The 26,296-nt window shown below is 50.9% G+C and carries 20 protein-coding genes and 1 pseudogene; 7 read left to right on the top strand and 14 right to left on the bottom strand.

Going from position 1 to position 26,296, the window contains the following annotated elements; translation table 11 throughout:
• Nucleotides 1-17: 17 nt before the first annotated feature.
• The 3 genes from RHD99_RS11890 to RHD99_RS11900 all read left to right on the top strand — a co-directional run bounded on the left by RHD99_RS11890 (nucleotide 18) and on the right by RHD99_RS11900 (nucleotide 2,950).
• Nucleotides 18-815 (top strand): ABC transporter ATP-binding protein, encoded by a 798-nt coding sequence (locus tag RHD99_RS11890; RefSeq protein WP_309878998.1) that lies wholly within the window; start codon nucleotides 18-20, stop codon nucleotides 813-815.
• A 171-nt stretch (nucleotides 816-986) separates the two neighbouring features.
• Nucleotides 987-1,949: an ABC transporter substrate-binding protein gene (locus RHD99_RS11895; protein WP_309878999.1), complete on the top strand. Its 963-nt coding sequence runs from the start codon at nucleotides 987-989 to the stop codon at nucleotides 1,947-1,949.
• Entirely contained in the window at nucleotides 1,946-2,950 is a 1,005-nt protein-coding gene (locus RHD99_RS11900; protein WP_309879000.1) for a FecCD family ABC transporter permease, read from the top strand. Before RHD99_RS11895 ends, RHD99_RS11900 begins: the two co-directional genes overlap by 4 nt.
• A 3-nt stretch (nucleotides 2,951-2,953) precedes the next feature.
• Here RHD99_RS11900 and RHD99_RS11905 read toward each other — a convergent pair whose 3' ends face one another.
• The gene (locus tag RHD99_RS11905; protein WP_309879001.1) at nucleotides 2,954-3,463 is read right to left on the bottom strand and encodes an RrF2 family transcriptional regulator; all 510 of its coding nucleotides are present in this window, start codon (nucleotides 3,461-3,463) and stop codon (nucleotides 2,954-2,956) included.
• Between the two features lie 226 nt (nucleotides 3,464-3,689).
• Between RHD99_RS11905 and RHD99_RS11910 the strand changes: the two genes are divergently transcribed.
• Nucleotides 3,690-4,889 (top strand): NAD(P)/FAD-dependent oxidoreductase, encoded by a 1,200-nt coding sequence (locus RHD99_RS11910; protein WP_309879003.1) that lies wholly within the window; start codon nucleotides 3,690-3,692, stop codon nucleotides 4,887-4,889.
• A gap of 76 nt (nucleotides 4,890-4,965) precedes the next feature.
• Here RHD99_RS11910 and RHD99_RS11915 read toward each other — a convergent pair whose 3' ends face one another.
• The gene (locus RHD99_RS11915) at nucleotides 4,966-5,250 is read right to left on the bottom strand and encodes a VF530 family protein (RefSeq protein ID WP_309879004.1); all 285 of its coding nucleotides are present in this window, start codon (nucleotides 5,248-5,250) and stop codon (nucleotides 4,966-4,968) included.
• 146 nt (nucleotides 5,251-5,396) lie between these two features.
• On the opposite strand from RHD99_RS11915, the gene dsbG reads away from it, so the two are divergent.
• A complete protein-coding gene (gene dsbG / locus RHD99_RS11920; RefSeq protein WP_309879005.1) occupies nucleotides 5,397-6,161 on the top strand; it encodes a thiol:disulfide interchange protein DsbG in 765 nt (254 codons plus the stop codon).
• 83 nt (nucleotides 6,162-6,244) lie between these two features.
• Here dsbG and RHD99_RS11925 read toward each other — a convergent pair whose 3' ends face one another.
• The 6 genes and pseudogenes from RHD99_RS11925 to ygfK form a co-directional block, all read right to left on the bottom strand.
• Nucleotides 6,245-7,696: a tagaturonate reductase gene (locus RHD99_RS11925; RefSeq protein ID WP_309879007.1), complete on the bottom strand. Its 1,452-nt coding sequence runs from the start codon at nucleotides 7,694-7,696 to the stop codon at nucleotides 6,245-6,247.
• Between the two features lie 145 nt (nucleotides 7,697-7,841).
• Nucleotides 7,842-9,281 (bottom strand): sensor domain-containing diguanylate cyclase, encoded by a 1,440-nt coding sequence (locus RHD99_RS11930; protein ID WP_309879009.1) that lies wholly within the window; start codon nucleotides 9,279-9,281, stop codon nucleotides 7,842-7,844.
• 148 nt (nucleotides 9,282-9,429) lie between these two features.
• Nucleotides 9,430-10,356, bottom strand: a complete 927-nt coding sequence (glsB, locus tag RHD99_RS11935) for a glutaminase B (protein WP_183269214.1) — start codon at nucleotides 10,354-10,356, stop codon at nucleotides 9,430-9,432.
• Between the two features lie 87 nt (nucleotides 10,357-10,443).
• A complete protein-coding gene (locus RHD99_RS11940; protein ID WP_183269213.1) occupies nucleotides 10,444-11,910 on the bottom strand; it encodes a nucleobase:cation symporter-2 family protein in 1,467 nt (488 codons plus the stop codon).
• A gap of 19 nt (nucleotides 11,911-11,929) precedes the next feature.
• A pseudogene (gene ssnA / locus RHD99_RS11945) lies at nucleotides 11,930-13,254 on the bottom strand (putative aminohydrolase SsnA).
• A 2-nt stretch (nucleotides 13,255-13,256) separates the two neighbouring features.
• The gene (gene ygfK, locus RHD99_RS11950; RefSeq protein ID WP_309879012.1) at nucleotides 13,257-16,361 is read right to left on the bottom strand and encodes a putative selenate reductase subunit YgfK; all 3,105 of its coding nucleotides are present in this window, start codon (nucleotides 16,359-16,361) and stop codon (nucleotides 13,257-13,259) included.
• Between the two features lie 311 nt (nucleotides 16,362-16,672).
• Between ygfK and RHD99_RS11955 the strand changes: the two genes are divergently transcribed.
• Complete coding sequence (locus tag RHD99_RS11955; RefSeq protein ID WP_309879013.1) at nucleotides 16,673-17,509, top strand: XdhC family protein; 837 nt, start codon at nucleotides 16,673-16,675, stop codon at nucleotides 17,507-17,509.
• Nucleotides 17,510-17,514: 5 nt separating this feature from the next.
• On the opposite strand, the gene arcC is transcribed toward RHD99_RS11955, so the two are convergent.
• The 5 genes from arcC to ygeW form a co-directional block, all read right to left on the bottom strand.
• Nucleotides 17,515-18,447: a carbamate kinase gene (gene arcC, locus RHD99_RS11960; RefSeq protein WP_309879014.1), complete on the bottom strand. Its 933-nt coding sequence runs from the start codon at nucleotides 18,445-18,447 to the stop codon at nucleotides 17,515-17,517.
• Entirely contained in the window at nucleotides 18,444-19,835 is a 1,392-nt protein-coding gene (hydA, locus tag RHD99_RS11965; protein ID WP_309879016.1) for a dihydropyrimidinase, read from the bottom strand. Before hydA ends, arcC begins: the two co-directional genes overlap by 4 nt.
• A 67-nt stretch (nucleotides 19,836-19,902) precedes the next feature.
• Nucleotides 19,903-21,117, bottom strand: a complete 1,215-nt coding sequence (locus RHD99_RS11970) for a YgeY family selenium metabolism-linked hydrolase (protein WP_183269207.1) — start codon at nucleotides 21,115-21,117, stop codon at nucleotides 19,903-19,905.
• A complete protein-coding gene (gene dpaL / locus RHD99_RS11975) occupies nucleotides 21,110-22,324 on the bottom strand; it encodes a diaminopropionate ammonia-lyase (protein ID WP_309879017.1) in 1,215 nt (404 codons plus the stop codon). Before dpaL ends, RHD99_RS11970 begins: the two co-directional genes overlap by 8 nt.
• 24 nt (nucleotides 22,325-22,348) lie before the next feature.
• Nucleotides 22,349-23,536: a knotted carbamoyltransferase YgeW gene (gene ygeW, locus RHD99_RS11980; RefSeq protein ID WP_309879018.1), complete on the bottom strand. Its 1,188-nt coding sequence runs from the start codon at nucleotides 23,534-23,536 to the stop codon at nucleotides 22,349-22,351.
• Nucleotides 23,537-23,893: 357 nt separating this feature from the next.
• On the opposite strand from ygeW, the gene RHD99_RS11985 reads away from it, so the two are divergent.
• Nucleotides 23,894-25,690 carry a sigma 54-interacting transcriptional regulator gene (locus RHD99_RS11985; protein WP_309879020.1) on the top strand — a complete coding sequence of 599 codons (1,797 nt, stop codon included), beginning with the start codon at nucleotides 23,894-23,896 and terminating at the stop codon, nucleotides 25,688-25,690.
• On the opposite strand, the gene RHD99_RS11990 is transcribed toward RHD99_RS11985, so the two are convergent.
• Nucleotides 25,687-26,283, bottom strand: a complete 597-nt coding sequence (locus RHD99_RS11990; RefSeq protein ID WP_309879021.1) for an NTP transferase domain-containing protein — start codon at nucleotides 26,281-26,283, stop codon at nucleotides 25,687-25,689. The two genes, RHD99_RS11985 and RHD99_RS11990, sit on opposite strands and share 4 nt — an antisense overlap.
• Nucleotides 26,284-26,296 lie beyond the last annotated feature (13 nt).

Genomic DNA, 26,296 nt, shown 5'->3' on the forward strand with positions numbered 1-26,296 from the left:
TGTAAATGATTTGTCTAATGAATGCGCCAACCTCTGAAAACGTGCTATCCGTTCGCGATCTCACACTCTTTTTTACCGGTAAAACGCCGCAGGTCGATGCCGTCTCTTTTGAGGTTTACGCCGGAGAGTTTGTCTCGATTATCGGTCCAAATGGCAGTGGGAAATCGACACTCCTGCGACTCATCATCAATGAGTTGCAGCCTGCCTGCGGTGAGATAGTCTTTCAGGGCAAAATGCTGCGCACCATGACGCCGATGGAACGCGCGCGTCGCGTTGCGCTGCTAACCCAACATGACAATGCTGATTTACGGCTGACGGTAAATGAGTATGTGGCGTTGGGGCGCATTCCGTGGCAGGCCGAACGCCCGAAAACGGAACATGACGACGCGATTGCCGATGCCATTCATGATGTTGGCATCGCTCACCTGAAACAGGTGGCGCTGGGGAAATTATCCGGCGGCGAACGACAACGCGCGGGCTTTGCCCGTGTGCTGGCGCAACAACCGACGTTACTCTTACTCGATGAGCCGACAAATCATCTCGACCCACTCGCCCGCCATCAGTTACTCAGCCTCGTTAAGCGCAAAAACATCACCACCGTGGCGATATTGCACGATCTTGAATTGATTCAACCGTTTTGCGACCAGGTGATCATGATGAATGCAGGCCGTCTGGTTTGTCGTGGTACCCCTGCGGAGGTGTTGGATTCTCCCTGGCTTGAGAAGGTTTTCGGTATGCAAAGCCTGCACGTGATTCATCCCAAAAGCGGCAAAACAGTGCGCATCTTTGAAGCACTGGCCTCTGAAATTGATTGATATACAAATAATTAACCATTAATTGATCTGGTCGGATCTATTCACACCATCAATTCCTGTAAGGTGCGGCGGTCTCAAGGGGACGGATTTCCCCGCCACCGGATGATACCGTTCTGGCGAATGTCGCGAGCCGGTAAGTGAGGAGCCACGCCTCACGAATCAGGAGTTTGTATGAAAACATTAATGCTTGTTGCGGCACTCTTAGCCGCGATGACCTTCCGTGCCGGTGCCTCCGGTTTTCCGGTAACGGTCGATAACTGCGGAAAACCGCTGACCTTTAACGCCGCCCCAAAACGCATGGTCGTTCATGACATCAATATGTCAGAGATGGCGTTTGAGCTACATCTGCAACCTGAAATTGTCGGCATTACGGGCATTTCCGGTTGGTACAAAAATATCCCGGACTTTACCCGTTTACAGGGCAACATCCCTGAACTCGCGCCCAAATATCCCTCCATGGAAACACTGCTGGCCGCCAGGCCTGATCTGGTTTTTTCCGGCTGGAACTACGGTTTACGCGGCGATGTAACGCCACAGGCGTTGGCAAAATTCGGTATCAAAACGCTTATTCTCACCGAAAGCTGTAATCACGTTAATAACCATCGCGCACGGGCCAACATGGATTTGCTGTACGGCGATATGGAACGTCTGGGCAAAGTCTTTGGCAAAGAAGAAGATGCGCTCAAGCGGGTGGATAGCTGGAAAAATCAGGTTGCCGATATCAATAAGAAAACCGCAGGACGCAAACCGGTGCGGGTTTTCCTTTACGACTCAGGCGAAGATAAACCGTATACCAGCGGTGCTTACGCCATGCCAACCGCGATTATCGAAGCGGCGGGTGGTAAAAATGTCATGGATACGCTGGATAAAAGCTGGACAACCACCAACTGGGAAAGTGTCGCGGCAACGCAGCCAGAATTCATCATTCTGATGGATTATCAGTCGGACTTTAACGGCGGCGCAGACGGCCTGGAACGGTTCCTCGAGCAGCATCCGTTAATGAAAAATACCCCTGCGGTGCTTCATCACCGTTACCTGAGACTTAAATATCAGGAGATGACGCCCGGCCCTGCCAATATCACCGCCATCACTAAAATCGCCCGTGCGCTTTATCCGGACGCGTTTAACGGATGATCGCCGATAAACGTTTTTTACTGGTGTGGCTTGTGGCCCCGTTTTTACTGGCGGGACTGACTCTGGCAAGCGTTGCGAAAGGCAGTGTTCCGCTCTCTTTTTCCGACGTACTGACCGCGCTGAACGTCATACCAGGAGACGTTTCGCCGATGATAAAAAGCATCGTACTGGAGCTGCGTTTGCCGCGCACGCTACTCGGGATGATGGCGGGAGCGGGCCTTGCGTTAGTGGGTTCGCTGCTACAAACCACCACGCGGAACGATTTGGCTGACCCTTTTTTATTTGGCTTATCTTCAGGGGCTTCTGCTGGCGTGGTGCTGGTGATCACGCGCCTGGGTGACAGCCTTGGGGCCTGGACACTGCCTGTCGCCGCCTTTGTCGGTGGGATGCTATCTGCGGCAGCCGTGATGATAATCTTTATGTCTCAGTCACATAAAGGAACGGAAAAGCTGATTATCTGCGGCCTGGCCGTGTCATTTTTGTTTGGGGCTCTTACCAACTACCTGATTTTTTCCGGTGACCAACGCGCGGCCAGTAACGCGCTGTTTTGGGCTCTGGGGGGATTGGGATTGGCCCGTTGGGATAATCTTGGTTTTGCGGCCATCGCACTGCTGTTGCTGACGACCTTAATTTCGTTACGCTGGCGTTCGTTGGATGGATTGCTGGCGGGTGAACAGACGGCAGGATCGTTAGGCATTAACGTTCTGCGCCTACGAACCGAAGTCTTTCTTTGCTGCTCAATCGCCACTGCAATCCTGGTTTCGCTTACCGGTGTTATCGGTTTTGTCGGGTTGATGGTGCCCCATCTGGCGCGGCCATTTTCTGGCGTACGGCATCGCAGATTGTTACCCCTGGTGGGCGTCCTGGGGGCAATTTTGCTGTCTGCCGGGGATATCCTTAGCCGAACGCTCACCGCCCCCCAGGAGCTGCCGATTGGGATCATCACCGCAGGTGTCGGCGGTCTGTTCGTTCTGTTTATTCTGCTGCGACGGGCGAACTAGTTTTCATGCATCATTTCGACGACGGCCAATCCACTCTTCAATCTGTATAGGCAACGCTTCCGGTGCTTTTCTGAACATACGCCGCGCTAAATCCAGCACGGTATGCTGCGCAAGCGCCTCTTCCATGCGTTGTTGAGCCACCAGCATAACTTGCCTCACGCCGCATATTCCTTCGCAAGCCCAGGCGGGGGCTGGTTCATCGAATATCGCCATGCGTTGGCGGATTTCCTTGCAGTCGAAAATCGATTTTTCGCCATCAATGGCGGCGACGATATCCAACACGGTAATCTGGTCAGCCGGTTTCGCCAGCCGAAATCCCCCGCCTTTTCCTTCGGTACTTTCCACAAGGTTTGCTTTAGACAGTTTGGTAAAAATCTTGGCCAGATAGTCATACGGCACGTTTTGCAATTCTGCTATTTCGCGCACACTCATCTCGCGCCCATCGCCTTTGCTATCAACCAAACACATTAAGCTATGGATGCCGTACTCCACGCCAGAACTGTAAAATGCCATAACTTCTCCGCCCAGTTAAATCTTAGTTAGATGATAATTCCTTCCCTATCGTGAAGCAATTCTCGCGCACGCTCATTCTTAATTAACTTTTAAATATAAATAAAATTCAATTGGTTACTTTGGTTTTATTTATCATGCGTCTTAAAGCTATTGATCTTATTAACTACGACCAATATGATCGTAGTTAATAAATCAAGTCACTTCCAAAACATCGGAGCTATAAAGCATGAAACAGCAAGTACTTATCTTGGGCGCAGGGTTTGCAGGAATGTGGGCAGCATTGAGCGCGGCACGCTTAACAGATCTTCACGATCGTGGTGATATTGAAATTACCGTGCTGGCTCCACAGCCTGAATTGCGTATTCGCCCGCGTTTTTATGAAGCCGGAGTGGAGAGTTTTGCCGCCCCGCTGTTGCCGCTGTTTGCTGCAACAGGGGTGAAATTTATTGCCGGTTCCGCGCGTGAAATTGATGTCGCCAGCAAGCAGGTTTGGTACCACACAACACAAGATCAACTGGCCGTCATTAACTACGACAAGCTGGTATTAGCGACCGGCAGCCATATCAACCCCATTTTCCCTGGCGCTAAAGAACACGCATTCGATGTAGACCAACTGGAAAGCGCCGCTCGCCTGGAAAAACACCTCAACCAGCTAGCACAACAACCTGCCAGCGAAGCGCGCAACACCGTGGTCGTTTGCGGCGGCGGTTTCACCGGCATTGAATTAGCAACCGAATTACCGGCACGCTTACGCGCTATTTTGGGAGATGCTGCGCCAATACGTGTGGTTATCGCTGACCGCAGCCCGGTCGTCGGTGGGCGTTATAGCGAAGAATTGTGCCATGTCATCAAACAGGCCAGTGACGAACTGGGTGTGGAATGGATGCTCAATGCTGAAATTGAAGCCATTGACGAACGCGGCGTTACATTTAAAAACGGCGACTTTATTGCTTCAAACACCGTGGTTATGACCATGGGTGTGCAGGCCAGCCCGCTTACCGCTCAAATTCCTGCCACACGCGATGCACAGGGGCGTTTGCACGTTGACCAAAGCTTAAAAGTCGTCGGCCAACCGGACATTTACGCGACCGGAGATGTGGCTTATGCCCGCACCGATGAAAAAGGCAATACGGCTTTAATGACCTGCCAGCACGCGATTATGCTGGGGCGTTTTGTCGGTAACAACGTCGCCGCTGACATGCTGGGCGTGGCTCCATTACCCTACAGCCAGGTGAATTATGTGACTTGCCTGGATTTGGGTGGCTGGGGAGCGGTTTATACCGAAGGTTGGGATCAAGTGGTTAAATCGACGCGAGCAGAAGCGAAGAAAATTAAAATCGCTATCACCAGCGAATTGATCTACCCGCCAAAAGCCGAGAAAGAAGTGGCCTTTGCCGCGGCAGATCCGTTAGCGCCGTTTGTGTAACAGTGACACTGTCACGTAAATAATAACACGATACCCTGGGTGGATTAGCCTCGCTTATCCACCCAGGCTGTCTCTTCTACTCTTTTTTACCCTGCCAGTTTGCCCACGGGCTGTCAGCAGGCACATCGTTCGACACCTCGTTTGCTGTCTCTATCATATCGATATACAGATCTTCGACTTCTTTACGCGCCCACGGGGTGCGGCGTAGAAACTTGAGGCTGGATTTAACGCTTGGGTCACTTTTAAAACAATTGATATTGATCCGTTTCGCCAGTTCTTCCCATCCAAAACGCGCAACGAGTGCATTCACAATGGCTTCAAGTGTCATGCCATGCAGAGGGTCTTTTGATGAGTGGGTCATAATGCGTCCAATGAATCTGAATAATTGAGCATACGATAGCAAAATAACGCCCTTTCATCTTTCTATACCCGAAACTTTCCTTCCGGGCGTCCGACATGTAGCCTACCCGAGCATACATTCATCAAGATAATAATAAGGATGACATAATGAAACATGCCGTATGGACTCTGTCGCTTGCTCTGCTTACCAGTACTTCGCTACTGGCAGCGGACGCAAAAATCCCTGCACCGATTAGCGCCTTACAGCAGCAAGGATTTGAACTGAAAGGTGAATTTAAAGGCCCAGGGGATATGCCGGGTTACGTGATGCAATTTCAGGGACAAGGCACAACCGTGTTTCTGACGCCTGATAAACAACACGCGATCATGGGTAATCTGGTCGATGCCGCAGGTAAGAATCTCAGTGATGCTCAGGTAGAAAAATGGGTCTATGCGCCGATGGCCAAAGAGATGTGGCAAAAGCTCGAGAAGAATAAATGGATTGCGGCGGGCAAAGCCGACGCCCCACAAATTGTTTATGCTTTTGCCGATCCTTACTGCCCGTATTGCACCCAGTTTTGGCAAAATGCACAGCCGTGGCTGAACTCCGGCAAGGTACAACTGCGCGTTTTGATGGTCGGGATGCTTCGCCCTGACAGCGGTCAAAAAGCTGCTGCGATAATGATGTCTGAAAATCCGGCTAAAACGTTGGCCGAGTATGAGAACAGCAAGGGCAAAATGACGTTAGCCATTCCTGCGACCATCAAGCCAGACATCACCAAAGCGCTGGAAGCCAATCTGGCGTTGATGGACGAACTGGGTGGCAGTGCGACCCCATCTATTTATTACCTGAATAAAGAAGGCCGCCTGCAACAACATCAGGGTCTGCCCGACGAAGCAACCATGAAAGTCATTATGGGTGACGATAAATAGTCGACACCTGGTGACGTTGTCACTTTTTAAAAGCTAAAAAAATGCCTGTGTACAACAACCACAGGCACTCAGTTACGTATCGCTTAGCAGTATCGAGCAACCGCCGCGCGCATTCCCTGGTTCAAAATGGTCTTAAGGTCTTCGCTCACTTTAGCCACCAGGCCTGCGACCTGAGTCAAATCCTGGCCCCAATGATCGCTGTCACTTAACACGGTCTCAACCAGTTGTTGTTCGGTTATTTGCTTATCGCCAAGTGCCGTCCACAACTGCTGATAACGCACTAACCAATGCTCATCATCCTGTAAAGGATAGCTTTCGTTGTTACGCTCACCTTTATAGAAAGCAATCAGTGCCGCCAGGGCGAAAGTCAGACGCGGAGGCAAAGTCCCAGTCGCCTGCTGGCCCGCCAACAGTTGCGGCAGAATGCGGGTGCGGAACTTGGTCATGCCGTTGAGCGCGATAGACAGCAACTGGTGCTGAATATACGGGTTCTGGAAACGGCTGGTGACTGCCTGGGCGAATGACTGCAATTCGTCACGCGGCAAATCCAGTACCGGAATAATCTCTTCAGCAATGGTTTTTTCTACGAAGGCGCAAACTTCAGCGTCGTTCATGGATTCGCCAACCGTGTTTAAACCAGCAAGATACGCAACCGGAACCAGAGCGGTATGAGCCCCGTTCAGAATCGCAACCTTACGTTCTTTATACGGTTTGATGTCGTCAACGATCAGCACGTTCAGCGGGAATTTGTCCAGACGCAACTCTTGCGCAAGCGATGCCGGCCCTTGAATCACGAACAGGTAGAAGTGTTCCGCTGCTGCCAGGAAGCTGTCTTTGTAACCCAAAGATTTTTCGATATCGGCTGCTTCATCACGCGGATAACCCGTAACAATACGGTCTACCAGCGTTGAACAGAATGTGTTGGCGTCGTTCAGCCATTGAGTGAAGGCGGTTGGCAGTTCCCATTCTTGCGCGTAGCGCAGAACAAGTTCTTGTAGCGCATCACCGTTATAGTCGATGAGTTCGCAAGGAATGATCACCCAACCTTTGTCAGCAGCACCGTTGAAGTGGCTGAAACGTTCGAACAGTAAACGGGTCAACTTTGCCGGATAGCTTACCGCTGGCGCATCTTCAAATTTATCGCCCGCGTGGTAGCTGATACCCGCTTCGGTGGTGTTGGAGAACACAAAACGCATATCTGGGTTATGTGCCAGTTTAAGGAAGGCTTCATACTCTTGATAGACGTTGATTTCTCTATTCACTGAACGAATCAGACGCGCGTCGCTTACCGCTTCGCCCTGCTCGTTCAGGCCACGGATAATCGTAGTGTAAAGCCCATCCTGAGTGGATAACGACGGTGGGAATGCACTGTCTATCGGACGTACGATAACCACACCCGCATTTAAGTCCGTATGTTCATTGAGTAAATCGACTTGCCAGTCGATGAAAGCACGCAGGAAGTTGCCTTCACCAAACTGGATAATACGTTCTGGATATTGAGCGCCAGGGAAATCATGACGATTAAGTGTTTTCACTATGTTGTTCCTTGGTGTGTACAGGATGAACGACCACAAATATCCTGAACAAACTATCAGAACTCAAAGAAGTGAAACCCCGTTTTGATCAAACAAGAGTTGTTATACCAATTATTTTTGGTACAACAACTCTCGCCAAGATCGGCTAAACCTTGATGACACATTCGTTAAGCGACGCCATGCTGGTCTGGTTGCGCCCATTGCGCTTAGACAAATACAGATACTTATCAGCTTGTGCGAGTTGCGAGTTAAACGTATCCAGCAGCGTCTGGTTTTCTATCGAGGTTGCCGCAAGACCAATACTCACGGTGATAAACAGTGTTTGTTGCTGGTAACGAAATGCCGTGAGCTCAATATCCTTACGGATTTGCTCGGCGAAGGCATAACCCTCTTCTTCGGAGCGGGTGCTACACGCCACCACAAATTCTTCGCCGCCAAGACGCGCCACCAGCCCTTCATTGCCCACGGTTTGCGATAAGCGCCTGGCAAACGCGGCCAACACGATGTCGCCACATTCGTGACCATAGTTATCATTTATACGTTTGAAGTAATCAATATCCAGCAACATGACGCAGATCTTTTGATCGGGTTGATGCATCAGTGGCGCTTTGTTTTTCAGCGCTTCATAAAGACCCGAACGGGAGTAAATCCCCGTGAGATAGTCATAATCGGCTCGCAGCGAGGTCTGTTTAATCAGGCGGTTAATGGCATCCACACTGACGGAAACGATGAGCGGGCAAATCGCCATAGTGGCAATCCCCAGACGTGCGGAGAACATCTCGCTCACCACCAACGGTTTATTCGGGTGAATAGCGATGATGGAGTTGGACAGCAAAATAATCTCTATCCCTCCGGTTAATAACGTCACTAACGCGGTCACGGGCAAAGGATAACGAATCGCACACCAGATAAGGGCGGGCAACGGAAACGCAAGACTGCCTGCACCGCCGATGGCTACCGATGCGATAACCGAAACGATAACACCCAATAGTGGATAGATTTTAGATATATGGAAGTCGGGCAATGTCTTCCACTGCGGCCATGTTGCCATCAGCAAGAACGGCATCATCAAAACACCCGTCGAAAATTGCTCGCCAAACCAGTCAGTAAATAACGAAAGGAATTGACGGTAATCTGACGATGGGCCAGTGGAACCTATTGAACCTAATAAAGAACTGAGAATTGATCCAATCAAACAGGTATAAAAAAGATTAAACGCATTGAGCGCCCAATTGCTTTCATCTTGTGTCCTGGAATAGCGCAGTAATAATCGCGCAACGACAATAATAAATACCATATTCGATAAGTTTATTATCGCCGACTGCCACCCCCAATGCGTGGTGAAAGCGTCGTAAACCACCATCGCGCTGTAGCAGACAAAATAATACACAGACCGATTGAGGAAGGGATTGCGTACAAACACCGCCGCCAGCACCGCGTTGAGCGGCCAGAACAGCGACAGCTCGTCAATCAGACGAAGTGACGCACCAAAAAAATAGAACAAAGTGGTAATGACAAATATAATAACGGCGTTTAACAAATATTTTTCTGGCGAAAATAACTTAATGTAATTTTGATTAGACATGCTGTTCTGACTCATAATTATGCATGCACTGCGTAAAGAATTTACACATTGATATTCGGGATGTGTGCAAAAAATAAAACCTAGTTTAGCATATTAAATCTGGTACAACCTGCGGCCTACCAGGCTAATGCACAGCATCCGTAATTATTTAAAAAATAGAACGTCCAATCCGTTGTGCCAGAATTTCGAGGGCGGCGGTTCCAGCTAACGAGTTACCCGAGGCATCCAACTCTGGGCACCAAACTGCAATCGACATTTCCTGTGGAACGATGGCGATAATGCCACCCCCTACCCCTGATTTGCCCGGCATTCCTACCCGATACGCAAACTCTCCGGCACCATCGTACATCCCGCTGGTGACCATCAGCGCGTTGATTTGTCTGGCTTGTTGAGCCGTGATTATTGGCGCATCAAGGTGCAATGCGCGCCCCTGATTGGCCAGAAATAGAAAGGTTTTCGCCAGTTCATTGCAGCTCATTTTCAGTGCGCAATAGTGGAAATAATTCTGCAGGACGGTAATGACGTCGTTATCAAAATTACCAAATGATTTCATCAGCCAGGCGATGGCCGCATTACGCGCCGAATGTTCGAACTCAGATTTCGCTACGCGGGAGTCGTATGCCAGATCGGGCTGCTCCGCGATGGCCCGCACAACTTCCAGCATTCGCTGTTTCGGCGCACTCAGGCGGGTTTGCAACATATCACACACCACCAGTGCTCCGGCATTAATAAACGGGTTGCGGGGTTTGCCTTGCTCAAGTTCCAGCTGGAGTAATGAATTGAAGGGTTGCCCTGAAGGCTCTTTACCCACGCGCGCCCAGATTTCGTGTTCATCATAACGCGCCATGGCAAGCGTCAGACTCAGCACTTTTGAAATGGATTGAATGGAGAACCGTTCTGCCGCATCCCCGGCGCTAAACATGTCGCCGTTGACCGTACAAACTGAAATTCCCAGTTTGTTTCCAGGAATTTCAGCCAACGCCGGAATGTAATCAGCGACTTTGCCCTGGCCAATGAGTGGACGAACCTGCGCCAGAATATCTTCGAGCAATTGATTATTTAAAAAGACGGGCACCACAGACTCCTGTACGGAATAACAAGCGCCGCGAGTATAACAGAGCCAGCGCTTGTGATGCAGATATATGCCCGTAACCCCGCGTAGTTAGTGCCCTTTTTGTATACCCATTGCCCGTTCTTGCCTTGCGCGTCTGACCAGTAACCAGACTCGTACCGTACGAATAGCCGCACTACGCGCAGCGGTCGTGGTGTTATCCACCTCGTTGTCGTTACAGTCACAGACCGGTTCATGATGACGCCCACCGTTAAGTGCCAGGTTGGCCACTATCGCCACCGCAGTACCAATGGTGATGCCACTGTGTAAGAACATACCAATGCCTTCGGGTAAATGTTGGAAGAGTTGTGGAACCAGCACCGGCAGCAGCCCGATACTCAGCGTTAACGCAACAACCATGCCGTTATTATTGTTGCGATAATCCACCTGCCCCAGCGTGCGTATTCCCGCCACGGCCACCATACCAAACATCACGATCCCCGCCCCGCCAAGCACCGGCTTGGGAACGGCAACGACCATCGCGGCCAGTACCGGGAATAGCCCCATGACGATCAGAATGCAGCCAGCCACACCGACAATAAAGCGACTACGTACCCCTGTCATACTCACCAGCCCGACGTTCTGGGCAAAAGCTGCATAAGGAAACATATTGAAAAAACCGGCAGCCAGGGTTGCAGCGCCAGTGGCATAAAGCCCACGTTTCAGTACGTCTTTATCCGCTTTGCGCCCAACGATTTCCCCCATCGCCATCATCGAAGACATGGTTTCTACCATCACCACAATCATCACCATCGAAAGCAGTACGGCAGGCACAAGGTGAAATTCTGGTTTTGCAAACCGCATTACAGTGGGAAAAGTTATCCAGCCGATGTCATCAAGCGGGGTAAGCGTGAGTTTACCCATACAGACATACACCAGGCTGCCCACGATAATACCTAACAGCACCGCGATATTTTTCAGCATACCCGTTGAGAAAGTGTAGATAACCAGAATCACCACCAGGGTGAAGACCGCCATCACCAGTGAGCCCCAACTGCCAAAATCGGCAGCGTGGGTGTTGCCGCCACCTATCCAGCCACCTGCCACAGGTAAAATCGACAGGCCAATAAGCGTGACGATGGTGCCCATCACCACTTTCGGGAAAAACCGCACCAGGCGGCTGATCCATGGAGCGCATAGAATAGTGAAAATCCCCGCCACGATAACCGCGCCGGAAATCCCCCCCATGCCATACTGCTGCCCGATTAGACTCAGTGGGATCAGTGCGGCAAAGGTACACCCCTGAATAATGGGCAAGCGGCTGCCAATCCAACGACCAATACCGATTGACTGCAAAATGGTGCCGCAGCCGCAGATACACAGATCGGTGCTGATCAATAAAATGATCTGCGAATCGGTAAACCCAACGGCTTTACCGATGATAAGCGGCACAGCAATCGCCCCGGCATACATCACCAGCACATGCTGAAAGCCATAAATAATCATCAACCCCAGCGGCAAAATCTCGTCTACTGGCTCGACTGACCGCCGGGCGGCCAATTGCGAAGAACTGTTCATTGTGTTCTCTCCGTGTGACTTACAGGCTATCCATTCTTGCCCACAGCTTTTGCGCACTATTACGTGCTTCGCGATAAAGGTTCTCCACGCTTTGCGGGAAGGCTTTATCTTCGTACACCATTTTCCCCTCCACCATCACGCTATCCACGTGGCTGCTGTTGAGCGCAAAGGCAAAATGCCCGGCGAGGTTTTCAGCCTGTAGCGGCGTTGGCGAGGTGTAATCCAGGATCGTGAGATCAGCCTTATAACCCGCAGCCAGCTTCCCGAAACGAGCCCCGAAATTCTCTTCGAGGATGGAATTCCCCTGCTGCAACATGGCAAGGAAGCTATCAGGCCACAGCGGTCCTCCGGCATCGCGATGTTTAAAGTACGCAAATTTCAGCTCTTCAAACATATCGGCACCAATACCATCTGTGCCTAATGCCACACGCTGCAACGCGGTGAGTTGCCGGTTGTACCCAACATGGTTGTTCATATTCGAACGCGCATTATGGGCAAGCGTCGCACCGCGCTGATTCAGCAAATTGATTTCGGTATCGCTGAGATAAAGGCCGTGGGCGATAAGCGTTTTCTTGCCGATTAAACCGGCTTCATCCAGGCGCACGATGGGGTCGCAGCCGTACTTATCATGGGAGTGAGAAACATCGTAGCTGTCTTCCGCCACGTGAATGTGCAGCCCCCGTCCGGTTTGATCTATTGCCTCTTTCAGCATCTGCATGCCCGCATCCGGCAGCGTAAAGGGCGCATGTGCGCCGATATGTGCCTCGACAAGGTACGAGCCAGAAGATGCCACTTTCTGCTGGTCGATAAGCTGTGCAAAGGCAATGTTCTCTTCCACGCCTTTTTCCAACTCAGCCAGCCCGCCATTGCGATCGGTGGTTTCATAGCAGGTCATGCCACGCAATCCCGCCTCAACAAACCCTTTACGCAGGATGCTTAAAGATCCCTGGATTGCGCACGGTGAAGCATGGTGGTCGATAACAGCACTGCAGCCGTGGCGAATGGCTTCCAGCGAGCAGATTACGCCGCTGTAATAGAGAGATTCCTCATCCAATGCGCGGTCCAGCCGCCACCAGAGGTTTTTTAACGTTGAGATAAAGTCCGGGCATGGCGCAATAGACGCCATAATTCCGCGAGCTAGCCCCGAGTAAAAGTGATTGTGTGCGCAAACCAGGCCAGGCATCACGATGCGCCCGTGCATATCTTTACACTTAGCTGCCGGATAACGAGCCGATAAGTTATTGCCCACATCAACAATCAGGCTACCTTCAACAGCAATATCAACACCTTCAAGCACACTTGCCGGGCAAACTGCACTGCCGTGGCATTCTTTAGAATTAACATCGTTATTCCTCCACGCTACCCAGCAGATAGCTGTGATGCTGTTTGATGTGGGTGATAATGGCGCTGACTTCTGCAAGTTCCGCAGGGATATCGCTTAATGAGCCATCGGCCTCAACAGACAGATTCCAGATCTCCTGCTGGTGGCGAACCAGGCATTCGTTGCTGCGCCACAGGAAGCCGGAGTTAGTGCTGTTAATGAAGTCGTTCTCCAGGCTGAAGATGGTGAATTTGTCTTTGTAAGGTTTGCCCTGCCACGGGCAGAACTGTGCGCAGTTGCCACATTCGTTGCAGTAAGCATCCAGATGCAGTGTCTGGAAACGATCTTTAAAGCCGGGGATGGAAATGGAAACGTTGGCGCGATTAGGACAAACATCGACGCATTTGGCGCAAACATAGTTGCACTCCAGACAACGCTGCGCTTCTTGTTGCGCAAAGGCATCACCCGCGTCAGCTTCAATCTGTTTAACGGCGACCCGCCCTTTACGTGCATAAGTGGCAACAGGATCGTTATTCAGCCAGCGTTTATCGCCTTTATCACTACGGATATTCTCTTGTGCCAGAATGGCATCCGTCGCTTTGCGCGCCCCGGCAATCGCGGAGACGATAGACAACGGTCCACTTTGCACATCACCAATCAGGAAGACTCCAGGTGCCGTGGTTTCCAGCGTTTGCGAATTAAGACGCGGATAACCTTTATCATCCAAAGGCACGCCCATGCGAGAAAGCAGCGTGTAGTTCGGGCTTTCGCCGATGGCGGAGATCAGCGTATCCACGGCCAGGGTTTCGGTTTGATCTGTGGTAATTGGTTTACGACGGCCCTTTTCGTCTGGTTCACCCAGTTGCATCACTCTGACTTGCAATTGGCCATTTTCAAGGCGTTCCGGATTGGCGAGGAAACGGAACTGCACGCCATCCTCTACGGCCTCTTCCACCTCTTCAGGCCATGCCGGCATTTCATTTTTGCTGCGACGATAAACAATGGTGGCGCTTTCCACACCAGGAATACGCAAAGCGGCCCTTGCGCAGTCCATCGCCGTATTCCCGGCCCCGACAACCGCCACATGACGACCTACGTTCAGTGCTTTGCCCTGGTTAAAAGCACGCAGGAAATCGAATGATTTATAAATATGACGGCTATCACCCTCCAGAGGGATGCCATTGTTACTCTCCGCACCAATCCCGATGCAAACGTAGTGGAAACCCTTCGCCTTGAGTTTTTCAACCGTCAGATTTGGCTCACAGTTAAAGACAAACTCCACGCCATGGGCGGCAACAAAATCGATATCGTGGCGGATTTTCTCTTCCGGGATACGGAACTGTGGAACAATGTTTTTCACCACGCCGCCGGCATTGGCCTCACGCTCGAAAAGTGTCACCTTATGGCCGGCACGGGCGAGGAAATAACCCGCAGCAAGCCCGGCAGGACCAGCACCCATCACCGCAACAGGGTGTTTTTCACCGGAACCGGCAGGTTTATGCCAGCGACTACGGTATTCAGCCGATCCTTTAGCCACCACCAGATCTTTAATGGCGCGAATGTTCAGCGAGTTTTCGTAATCAAGACGCGTGCAGTTGTACTGGCACTGGTGGTCGCAGATATGGCCGGTAATGGCGGGCAGCGCATTGCGTTGATAAATCAGTTCAAGTGCATCTGCGTAGCGACCTTCACCCGCAAGGCTTAGATATTCCGGGATGTCCTGGTGAATAGCACAGGCGGTCACGCAAGGCGCGACGTAACAATCGGTTAAAGGAAGCGGCCCGCCCGCATTAATCTGCTCCTTACTCTTCCACTCTTTCTGCGTCCATTTTTGTGTTAATGCATCTGCGGCAAGCTTTTCGAGCTTTGCCACATCAACGGAGTGTCGTTCCCAGCCGTCTCCTGTAGCCAGAATTTCCGCACATTTCGCCAGACGCAGATAGCCGCCCGGTTTGAGCAGATCCGTCGCCATCGTGATGGGATGAATACCCGTGGCAAAGATATCGGCAATATTAAACTGGCTGGCGCCGCCAGAATAAGAGATAGGCAACAGCCCCTGGAAAGCGTTAGAGAGCAACGCAGCCACGTTGATTGATAAAGGGTACAAGGCGCGGCCAGACATATACATCTCTTCACCTGGCAGGTGGCCTTTATGGTTGATAGTACCCAGTGTGTTAGTGAGTTTAACGCCAAATTCGCGCCCCACCGTTTTCCCTTGCGCCATCAAACGCTGTAGCATTTCCAGCGCCTGATCGATCTTAAGATCGTGGGCGAAAGACTCTTCCTTCAGACCGATATAATCAAACCCACAGCCGTCCAGAATTTCGCGTACGCGTGAATAGCCCAATAGCGTTGGGTTAAGTTTCACGAAGGTATGTAATTTTTTTTCGTTCAGCATATAGCTGCATATCGATTCTATTTCGTCCGGCGGGCAGCCGTGCATCGTAGAAAGCGTGACGCCTTTTACCATCGTGGCAGGAATTCGTTCAGGCAATTTCGTTAATTCTTCACGCCGCGCTTCCAGGCCCATCAGCGAAATAAAGGCATCGCTTGAGAGCAAATTTTTTAACTGCTGACGATAAGATGCAAATTTCGCGTTATTTGAGGCATCAATCATTTCGTCGATAAATTTTTGCATCGCAGGCTGCTTAATACCGTCAAGGTTATAGCCTACGCTCATGTTAAATATAAATGAGCGCCCGCTTATTCCATGACGAGGGGAAAATATTTCTTCAAGCAGCCACAGCGCAAACCACGCCTTGGCATATTCGTCCCAGGCTTTTAGCAGCGTGAACTCCGTCGACCACTCCGTATTAAAGGCTTCGTCTTCTGCATCGATGCAGGGTTTTTCCAGCTCCAGCCTGTCCAGAATTTGCACGGTTTTCAATTCGATAAAACTGCCGCCTGTAAGCCAGGAGGTGATGATATTCTGGGCAAGTTGGGTATGCGGCCCGGCTGCGGGGCCGACCGGGGTGTCACAGGTTTCACCAAAAATAGTGAGCTGTTTACGGGGATCGCGTGGATAAAACTCGCTTTCCGGGATGCCAAAAATAGAGCGATTCGCTTCATATTCGGCGAACATACGCTGTAGCAGTTCGCTAAAGGGAATCGGACGCATAATATCACTCATAGTCATTGCTCCTTAATAATGTGGCCTTTCGCCTTACGGGCATTTTTTTACAACAGCAGAAGCAACAACCGCGCCACTGCGCAGCATCTTTGCTGCGCAGTGCAGAATATGTGAAGGGGATCGCATGACTGGGTGGATATGGCATAAATTCAAATGCCACTTTGATATTTATCGAACGTTTAATTTCAAATTAAGAAATGTTTTATCGTAATGAGACGTTTAGAGAGTCATCGCGCTGAAATAACGCTATTTATTGCAGGGCATAGTTATTGCATGAATGAAAGCAAATGGTTTCTGAAACGGGAGTCGTCATGAGTATTTTTCAGCAGGCATGCCTTTGTGAAAACGAAAACCGCAGTTTTGCGCTGATCCACATTATTGAGTCCAGAGGCTCCACGCCACGCCATTCGGCAAGCATGTTGGTCACCGAAACGGGGGAAACCATCGGTACCATTGGCGGCGGCATGATGGAACGCTTGGTGCTGGATAGAACGCGGCAGGCGCTGGCCGACGAGTGTTCCTGCGTTTTTCAAGGCAGAATGGCGCGACAGGGCGAGCACGCCGTAGGTTCTGACTGCGGTGGCGCGATGACAGTCCATATCGCGGTTTATCCCAGGCGACCGTCGTTGATACTTGTTGGCGGGGGCCACGTTAACCGCGCGATAGCTCAGGCAGCAGTCCCTTTGAATTTTGATGTCCATGTGCTCGATACCTGGCAGGAAAGCCTTGATCACCCTGACATGCCAGCAACCTGTCATCGCATCTATGGAAATTCGTTTACCACTTTGATATCTGACCTGCCTCTGGATGATAAAAGCCTGGTGATTATCGCCACCAATCACCAGGACAAAGAATCCCTCGACGCATTATTACCGCGCCCTGCCCGTTTTCTTGGCCTGCTGGCCAGCAGCCGCAAAGTGCATCACTTTAAACAACAATTACAGCAGGAAGGTGTGGCGCAGGAGCAGATCGCGCGTTTGCGTTCGCCTGTGGGGTTAGATATTGGCGCCGAAACGCCACAAGAAATTGCGATCAGTGTGCTCGCAGAATTGTTGCTGGACATAAAAGGAGCTAAAAAGGTGGCGTCCGGCAAGCCTGAGGCTATTCATGCTGATGAGCTAAAAATGGCGACCCGCGTCGCCATGTAATCAATCTACATATTGCGCAAGCGGGTGCCGGTCTTACCGGCAATCCCGTCGCTGGCTTTTTCAAGAAGCGTAATAAGCGTTTCACGCCCTGGAGCCGATGCGGAAAAGTGCATAGCGGCTTCCACTTTTGGCAACATGGACCCTTTCGCAAACTGATCCTGTTCGATATAACGTTTAGCGTCGTCAACGGTAATGTTGTCCAGCCACTTCTGGTCAGGGCGATTAAAGTTAACGGCCACTTTTTCCACCGCTGTCAGAATGATCAGCATATCGGCATCAATCATTTCAGCCAGAACCGCACTTGCCCAGTCTTTATCAATCACCGCGCTGGCACCCTTTAAATGGTTGCCCTGGCTGACAACCGGAATACCACCACCGCCGACGGTAATCGCCACGTGACCGGCATCCAGAAGTGCTTTCACCGAATCTTTCTCGATAATATCCTTCGGTTTCGGAGAGGCCACAACGCGCCGCCATCCGCGACCAGAATCTTCGCGAACGTCCACGCCCTGCACCATCAGTTTCTCGGCTTCACTTTTGCTGAGGAATGAGCCAATGGGTTTGCTCGGTTCAATAAAGGCCGGGTCATGTTTATCTACCAGCACCTGAGTTATCAGCGTGGTCACCGGTTTGTTGATACCTCTGTTCAGCAACTCTTCACGTAACGCATTTTGCAGATCGTAGCCGATGTACCCCTGGCTGAGTGCCACGCACACTGACATGGGTAATGTCTGGCTTCCATGCTGAAAAGCCGCCGCTTCAAAAGCCTGATGAATCATACCTACCTGTGGGCCGTTCCCGTGAGTAATGACCAGTTCATGCCCCTGGGCAATCAAATCGACAATCGCCTTTGCGGTAATTTTGACGGCGTGCATCTGCTGCTGAAGATCCTCACCGAGGGCATTGCCACCCAGCGCCAGCACAATTCTCTTTTTCATTTTAAATTCCTTGTGGTAAATGGCTTACGATGTAAAAAACGTCCATGCCCCGCATAACCTGTGAACACGCCGTCGCGCCACACTACCTCACCGCGTGACAGTGTCACGACAGGAATGCCGCGCAATGCCATTCCTTCATAGGGTGAGTAATCCACGTTGTCGTGCAGGGATTCATGGCGAACGATGCCGGTCCTGTTCGGGTCAAACAACACGATGTCCGCGTCGGCGCCCTCCTGAAGTGAGCCTTTTTGCGGCCACAGGCCAAATAATTTGGCAGGGGTGCTGCTACAGAGTTCGACAAAACGAGACGGGGTAATCCGACCCGTGGCAACACCCTCGGTAAACATCAGCGACATACGGTTTTCAACGCCGGGCAAACCGTTTGGACAGCGAGTGAAATCACCGTTGGAAAGCGCAACACGCTGGGAATATGGGAAGGTGCAATGGTCGGTGGCGACAGTGTCGATGGCTCCATCGCAAATCCCCTCCCAAAGCTGTTCCTGCTGGGCTTTATCACGCAGCGGTGGGCTGAGAATAAACTTCAGAGCATCCGGCTGGCGGTATTCATCTTCGTCCAGCAGGAGATATTGTGGGCAGGTTTCAACCCAAACAGGCTGCCCTTTATGGCGAGCAGCACGCAATACATCCAGCCCTGCGCCATTTGACAGATGGACAATATAAAGCGGCGCGTTTCCTGCCAGTTGCGCAAGATGAACGACTCGCGAAATGGCCTCCGTTTCGCAGGCAATGGGCCGACTACGGGCGTGCCAGATAGCTTGTGTTTTTCCTTCCTGCACAAATTGCTCAACACGGTAGCGAATGGCTGCATCATTTTCCGGATGAACGGTGACCAGCGCACCGACGCGCTTCAGTTCACTGAGCGCTTTTAAGATGGCGGTGTCGTCAAGTTTGTACTGGTAGGTGAGATAAATTTTAAAGCTGCTGATGCCTTCATCCACCACCATCGAGGCCATTTCACTGAGAATATCCGCGTCGATATGCTGGATAACGCCATGAAAAGCATAATCAATGACGGCTTTTCCTGCCGCGTACTCGTGGTACTTTTCCAGTTGATGATGAAGGCTACAACCTTTGGGGCCAAAACCCATGTGATCGATAATGGTTGTGGTCCCACCGCAGGCGGCAGCGCGGGTGCCGGTAAAAAAATCATCGCAGCTGCGAGCAAGACCGACATCGATATTAAAATGGGTATGTGCGTCTATGCCACCGGGCATGACCAGGCAACCGGAGGCGTCGATGATCTCTGTGTCATCGTCAGGCGTAATATGGCTTTCGCGCCTGGCTATCTTGCCATCTTCCAGCAGCAAATCCTGGCGATACTCGCCCCACTCATCTACAACGGTCCCGCCCTGGATTAAGCATTTCATCTTTAACCCTGCCGTGTTGGATAAACATGAAGCGGGTGAGAAACCCACCCGCTATGGCACTTCTTGTTTAATGCTTACGCTCGGCCAGATACATCAGAGGAATCGCGGCGTACATGGCAGCACAAGTCACCAGGTGGGCTTTCCAGGTTTTTTCATTCGGGGCATGCGCTTCTGGCTCTTTGCCTGGACCGAAGCCAATAACCGGAATACCGTGGCGGCCCATAATAGAAACGCCATTCGTCGAGAAGGTCCATTTATCTACCACAGGATCTTTATTGAACAATCCCTGATAGGCCTGGCTGAGGGTTTTGACCGTAATATGGTCTTCTTCCACTTTCCAGGTTGGGAAATAGCATTCGGTAGGATAGACAAGGCCAGTCCATGCCGGGCGTTCGTAGTTGTACATGCTAACGGTGGCTTTCGCGGCCTTCACGGCGGGCAGAGCGCGGATCTCTTCTAACGCGTTTTCCCAGCTTTCGCCCCAGGTCAGGCGGCGGTCAATGGACACGGCGCAGCTGTCTGCAACGGCGCAACGGCTTGGCGAGGTGAAAAATATTTCTGAAACCGTGAGCGTACCTTTGCCGAGGAAGTCGTCGTATTTAAGGTGGTTATTCAGTTCCTGCAACTCGCCAAGAATCGGCCCCATTTTGAAGATAGCGTTGTCGCCACGCTCTGGTGCGGAACCATGGCAGCTCACCCCGTGCACATCAACACGAATCTCCATGCGTCCGCGTTGCCCACGGTAAATCTGGCAGTCTGTCGGTTCGGTACTGACGACAAATTCCGGGCGAATTTTCGATTGTTCAATAATGTACTGCCAGCACAAACCGTCGCAGTCTTCCTCCTGAACGGTCCCGGTGACCAACAGGGTGTAGTCGCCTTCCAGCCCCAGATCTTTAATGATTTTCCCGGCGTAAACCATGGACGCCATTCCACCTTCCTGGTCAGACGAACCTCTACCGCCGATAATTTCGTCATCTTCCATCCCTTTGTACGGATCGAAGTCCCAGTTTTTGATATTGCCGATACCAACGGTGTCGATGTGCGCATCCATGGCAATCAAGTGTGGCCCATGGCCGATATAACCGAGAATATTGCCCATTGGGTCAATTTCAACTTTGTCGAAGCCCACCTTTTCCATTTCTTCTTTAATGCGGTGAACGACGCGTTTTTCATCACAACTTTCACTTGGGATAGCAATCATATCGCGCAAAAAACGGGTCATATCCGCTTTGTAATGTTCGGCTTTCGCGACGATGTCACTGAATGGAATTTTAGTCATTTTGATGCTCCTGATTGTTGCAACCTGAGATACTGTGTTTCCCTTCCCATACGACTTCCCGGTAATGCTGAACGTCGGTGTCTCCTTCGGTGCTTATCAGCAGAACGCGGGATTGATCATTGAGACCGAGTCGTTGCATGAGGCTATTTTTTTCTGGGTGGAACATCACCGCAGCCAGAACGCCCATAGTGACTGCGCCTGATTCTCCAGAGATGATTGCAGCATCACCACGAAGCGGATTACCCAAAACGCGCATGCCCAGAGCGGCGACACGGTCGTCGCACGAGATGAACTGGTGCGAACAGTTACGCAGTAATGGCCACCCTAGTGGATTAGGCTCACCACAGGCCAGTCCCGCCATAATGGTGTTCATTTCGCCGGCTACCGCGGTTAGGGTTCCACTACATCCTGAACGATAAATGCAATCGGCACGTTCGGGCTCTACGGTGACGCTATGCAGCGCTTGCGCGCCATACACATCAACCAGATAGCCTAATACCCCAGCCGCCATAGCCCCGACACCGGCCTGCAAAAAGACATGTGTGGGGGGCTGAGGCATTTGCTCTACCGCTTCGACGGCAAGCGTGGCGTAACCTTGCATGATCCAGGTTGGGATCTGCGTGTAACCTTCCCATGCAGTGTCCTGCACGACTTCCCAGCCGTGTTCGGCAGCAGTACGCATAGTCAGACGTACCGTATCGTCATAGTTCATGTCAGTGACGATGCATTCAGCACCCAGGCGGGTGATGTGATCGACGCGTTCCTGGGAAGAGCCTTTAGGCATGTAAATCACAGCATGTTGGCCAAGCTCTTTTGCTGCCCAGGCCACCCCACGACCGTGGTTACCGTCAGTTGTGGTAGCAAAGGTCATTTTTTCTTGTTTGGCATTTCGGCACTTTTCGAAAGAAAAGTGTTGAATGTCGAGGTGGTATTTTTCGCAGTACAGGCGAGCGATGGCGTACGCTCCACCTAGCATTTTGAACGCGTTCAAACCGAAACGTTGGGACTCGTCTTTTACCCACACATTCGCTACGCCGAGCTGGTTGGCAAAGCCACTGAGCGAATGCAAGGGCGTGGGTTGATAACCAGGCAGTTGCTGATGAAAAGCCTTAGCCTGCAAGGCAGGCTCACGGGAAAACAGCGCCATGCTTTCGCCGTTAAACCGGGAATTATCAGCAATCTTCATCGGAATCGAAAACCGAGACATCTCGTGCTCCTTGTTATCGTCGCATTATTTGATTCGTGGCTGTGCTTCACGCAACAGTTGCGCCAGAACGTCACCAGGGCGTGCGTATTTTCTTGCCAGAATCATGGCCGCGATGATGTATGGCTTCCAGCTCGCCTCTTTGTAAGTGGCAATGCGATAGCGTTCAAACACACTTTCTTCTACTTCGCCGGCCTCACAGGACACGCCGCTAATGTCTGCTGGCAGACAGTGCATATACAGCGCCTTGCCCCCTTTCGTACGCTTCATTAGCTCTTCCGTGCAGTGCCAGTCTTTGTGCAGAGCGTTTTGTTGCAGGCACGATTTTTCGAGGTCTTTAAGACCCTGTTCATCATTGGCATACAGAAGCTCGGTGCGTGTCTGCATGACCTGCCATGGCGCCCAGGATTTGGGATAAACGATATCCGCACCGCTAAAGGCTTCTTCCATGGAGCTCACCTGGCGGAAGCTACCACCGCTTTCAGTTGCGTTCTTACGCGCAACGTCCAGCACATCGGGTATCAGGTCATAGCCTTCCGGGTGAGCCAGGGTGACGTCCATACCGAAGCGGGTCATCAAACCAATAATGCCTTGTGGAACTGAAAGTGGTTTGCCGTAGCTAGGCGAATACGCCCATGTCATCGCGATTTTCTTGCCTTTGAGCTTATCTAACCCACCAAAGTGCTCTTTCAGCCAGGCAAGATCCGCCATTGACTGAGTAGGATGGTCAATGTCGCATTGCAGGTTGATCAACGCCGGACGCTGCGGCAGCACGCCTTGTGCAAAGCCATCATCAAGCGCTTCACCCACTTCGCGCATATAGGCATTGCCTGCGCCAAGATACATGTCGTCACGAATGCCGATGGCATCAGCGCAGAAGGAGATCATATTGGCGGTTTCACGTACCGTTTCACCGTGAGCAATTTGAGATTTGCCCTCATCCAGGTCTTGCTGCGCCAGGCCTAGCAAATTCAGCGCCGAGGCATAAGAGAAACGCGTTCTGGTGGAGTTATCACGGAAAACGGAAATCCCCAGGCCACTTTGAAACACGCGGGTCGCCATATTTTCTGCCCGCATCGCCTTCAGCGCCTCAGCAATGCTCAGCACCTGCTGCAATTCGCTGTGTTTCTGCTCCCAGGTAAGTAGAAAATCTTTACTGTGAAGATCTGACGGTAGTCCATTAATTGTTTCAATTAACCCTGCAATTGAGTTCATGACACTTGACCTCTGTGATTGAAAATAGGTGCGAATTTCGCCGCATTCTGGCGCTGATAGAGAGCTAACAACATTCGTGCCAATCTCGGGTTTTAATGAACGACCCGTTTTAATATGTGAAGAAGATCGAGTTTTAATATGTAATTCAAAGAAATCGCTGATTCATTGAGAAGAAATAAAACTGAATGGTAGAAGACATGATGAATTAAGGGTGGAGCACAGGGGTAAGGGAGCTTAAAAACCCGCTCAAAATGATAAATAAAAAAAGTTTCTCAATGTGATATGTATCAAATGTTCAGATTCGCCTGGCGGAACCTGAAATGTGACGAGTTCAACCCTGAAATACAGGTATCACTTATGTCAGAGAAGAAAGCAGCCCATAAAAACATGGGAACATTAATGCGGGTACAGCCCACGGTGGCTCATTTCACCCAGTTATTACACCGGGTTTTATTGCTGGAAGTTGAAGTTATTGATAATCATTTCGTTCGCGTAGCCGGAACAGGAATATACGGCAGCGGGCTGGGTGAAATTCCCGAAACGAATAACCAGTTGTTGCGTTCCGTTATTGAAACCGGGAAAGAAAAAGTGGTTCTCCACTCGAAACTAGACCCACTTTGTTCAGAGTGTAAAGGCCGCGACGGTTGCCATGAACTGGCGTTTATCGGCGTTCCTGTTCTGCATGACAATGTCTGTCTGGGGGTCATTAGCCTGATTGCCACCAACCAGGATCAGCATCAACGTTTGTGTGATAACAGTCAGATGTTTATCCAGTACATCAAGCATATCTCAACGTTGGTTATCAATAACCTGGCCAAAACCAATGTGATAAACGAAAGCGATACTCGCCTTTTCTCCAGGCTTATCATGGCAATGGATCAGGGTGTGGTCGTTCTGGATGATAAAAACCGTGTTGTACGCTGTAACGAAAATGCGCTGAAATACCTGGCGATTACAGAAGAGCATCTGGTCGGACGGGAAATGGATCTACAACCCCTGACTAGCTCTTTAAATGCTGAATTCGACTATGTGCAGTATCGCTTGCAATGTAACCAGCTCCATAAAACCGTCACCTGCCAACTTCACCTTATTGAAAATCACCGATTATTGTTATTTGCTTTCCACCAGTCTCATCTTAAAGACAACGAAAACGAACAAAATAAAGAAACAAATATCGAACATGTTATCGGTGACTCATGCCAAATGCAGGTAGTAAAACGCCTGATTACTCAAGTGGCGAATAGTCCTTCGAGTATTATGGTGACAGGAGAGAGTGGCACGGGAAAAGAAGTGGTTGCCAGAGCAATTCATCGCCTAAGCCCACGTCAGGCAAATCCTTTTATTGCCATAAATTGCGCGGCTATTCCCGAAAACCTGCTCGAAAGTGAGTTATTTGGCTACACAAAAGGAGCATTTACCGGAGCGGCACCGGGAGGGAAAATAGGCCTTATTCAGTCTGCCAACGGTGGGACCTTATTTCTGGATGAAATTGGCGACATGCCACTTATATTACAGGCCAAGCTATTGCGCGTGTTAGAAACGCGCGAACTACAGCCTGTAGGCTCCAGTCAATATATTAAGGTTGATATTCGCGTTATTTCCGCCACCAATCAGAAATTGGATCAAAAAATACAGGATGGACAGTTCCGTGAAGATCTCTTTTACCGCCTGAATGTGATCCCGGTTCCCTTACCTCCCCTACGTGAACGACGGGGTGATATAGAGATGCTAATGCACTTTTTCCTTAATTTGCATACACAACGTATTGGCCGGGCCTACCCAGGCGTTAGCGAAGAAGTCATTAATGCATTTTTGCATTATCGCTGGCCTGGAAATGTACGCGAATTGAGTAACCTGATGGAGTATTTGGTCAATATTGTCCCTACGGGCTCGGTTATCGATCGTGCGATGCTTCCCCCCTCTTTTCACTCAGCTCCCGTCAGGCTTCCTGCTCATACCCATAATCAGGAAAATACGGCCAGCAATGGTGCAAATCTGAAATCCATTGAAAAGACGCTGATCGAAGAGGCGTTGATTCGCCAAACAAACAAGCGCCTGATTGCCGAAGAGTTGGGAATCGGCATCGCCACGTTATACCGTAAAATTAAGAAATATGGGCTTGAAGCGCTGGATGCGAAAAGCAATAGCCTCTAACCGTATACTTTTTCTGGCTTGCACCATTCGGCTGCAAGCTTTTGATACTGTACCGGCGTGTCCACATCTTCGTGGATAGCCGGTTCATCCACCGCGATACTCCGCCGGCCAAAAGTTTGCATTAACGACTTTAGCATCCCGTTGTCTGGGGTTGCGAGAATGGCTCCGCGCATAGCACCAGGCAATAACGCAGGATGGCCGCGGTAGCTTGCAAATTCGGGCACACAGCAATCGGGCCCACGTGATTCCCACAACGTGGCATAAACCGCAGGACTGATCGTCGGCATATCACCTAATGCCAGGAAAAAATGCTGTCCGCGCGTCTGAGCGATTCCGCATTGCACCGAAGAGAACATTCCTTGCTGAAAATCGGGATTGTAGGCCAGTGTCACGCCGGGATGATTGCCATAACGAACATGAAGTTCATCCGCCCGGTGGCCCGTCACCAGAATCACTCGTTCACAAAACCCCAGAGCATGTTCAATCGCGCTATCCAGTACTGTGCCCTCGTCCCATGGGAGCATCATTTTCCACGCGCCCATTCTGCTCGAAAGCCCTGCAGCCAACATAACGCACTCTGGTTTGTCTTCCATCGCACACCTCGAA

This window comes from Buttiauxella selenatireducens, from assembly GCF_031432975.1.
GTDB lineage: Bacteria > Pseudomonadota > Gammaproteobacteria > Enterobacterales > Enterobacteriaceae > Buttiauxella > Buttiauxella selenatireducens.

What these genes read in the sequence shown, in the direction of transcription:
- RHD99_RS11970 (WP_183269207.1), bottom strand. Translation starts at nt 21,117, where the DNA reads ATGACTAAAATTCCATTCAGTGACATCGTCGCGAAAGCCGAACATTAC.
- RHD99_RS11985 (WP_309879020.1), top strand. Translation starts at nt 23,894, where the DNA reads ATGTCAGAGAAGAAAGCAGCCCATAAAAACATGGGAACATTAATGCGG.
- arcC (WP_309879014.1), bottom strand. Translation starts at nt 18,447, where the DNA reads ATGAAAAAGAGAATTGTGCTGGCGCTGGGTGGCAATGCCCTCGGTGAG.
- ygeW (WP_309879018.1), bottom strand. Translation starts at nt 23,536, where the DNA reads ATGAACTCAATTGCAGGGTTAATTGAAACAATTAATGGACTACCGTCA.
- RHD99_RS11910 (WP_309879003.1), top strand. Translation starts at nt 3,690, where the DNA reads ATGAAACAGCAAGTACTTATCTTGGGCGCAGGGTTTGCAGGAATGTGG.
- RHD99_RS11895 (WP_309878999.1), top strand. Translation starts at nt 987, where the DNA reads ATGAAAACATTAATGCTTGTTGCGGCACTCTTAGCCGCGATGACCTTC.
- RHD99_RS11915 (WP_309879004.1), bottom strand. Translation starts at nt 5,250, where the DNA reads ATGACCCACTCATCAAAAGACCCTCTGCATGGCATGACACTTGAAGCC.
- RHD99_RS11955 (WP_309879013.1), top strand. Translation starts at nt 16,673, where the DNA reads ATGAGTATTTTTCAGCAGGCATGCCTTTGTGAAAACGAAAACCGCAGT.
- RHD99_RS11930 (WP_309879009.1), bottom strand. Translation starts at nt 9,281, where the DNA reads ATGTCTAATCAAAATTACATTAAGTTATTTTCGCCAGAAAAATATTTG.
- hydA (WP_309879016.1), bottom strand. Translation starts at nt 19,835, where the DNA reads ATGAAATGCTTAATCCAGGGCGGGACCGTTGTAGATGAGTGGGGCGAG.
- RHD99_RS11940 (WP_183269213.1), bottom strand. Translation starts at nt 11,910, where the DNA reads ATGAACAGTTCTTCGCAATTGGCCGCCCGGCGGTCAGTCGAGCCAGTA.
- RHD99_RS11990 (WP_309879021.1), bottom strand. Translation starts at nt 26,283, where the DNA reads ATGGAAGACAAACCAGAGTGCGTTATGTTGGCTGCAGGGCTTTCGAGC.
- dpaL (WP_309879017.1), bottom strand. Translation starts at nt 22,324, where the DNA reads ATGTCTCGGTTTTCGATTCCGATGAAGATTGCTGATAATTCCCGGTTT.
- RHD99_RS11890 (WP_309878998.1), top strand. Translation starts at nt 18, where the DNA reads ATGAATGCGCCAACCTCTGAAAACGTGCTATCCGTTCGCGATCTCACA.
- ygfK (WP_309879012.1), bottom strand. Translation starts at nt 16,361, where the DNA reads ATGAGTGATATTATGCGTCCGATTCCCTTTAGCGAACTGCTACAGCGT.
- RHD99_RS11900 (WP_309879000.1), top strand. Translation starts at nt 1,946, where the DNA reads ATGATCGCCGATAAACGTTTTTTACTGGTGTGGCTTGTGGCCCCGTTT.
- dsbG (WP_309879005.1), top strand. Translation starts at nt 5,397, where the DNA reads ATGAAACATGCCGTATGGACTCTGTCGCTTGCTCTGCTTACCAGTACT.
- RHD99_RS11905 (WP_309879001.1), bottom strand. Translation starts at nt 3,463, where the DNA reads ATGGCATTTTACAGTTCTGGCGTGGAGTACGGCATCCATAGCTTAATG.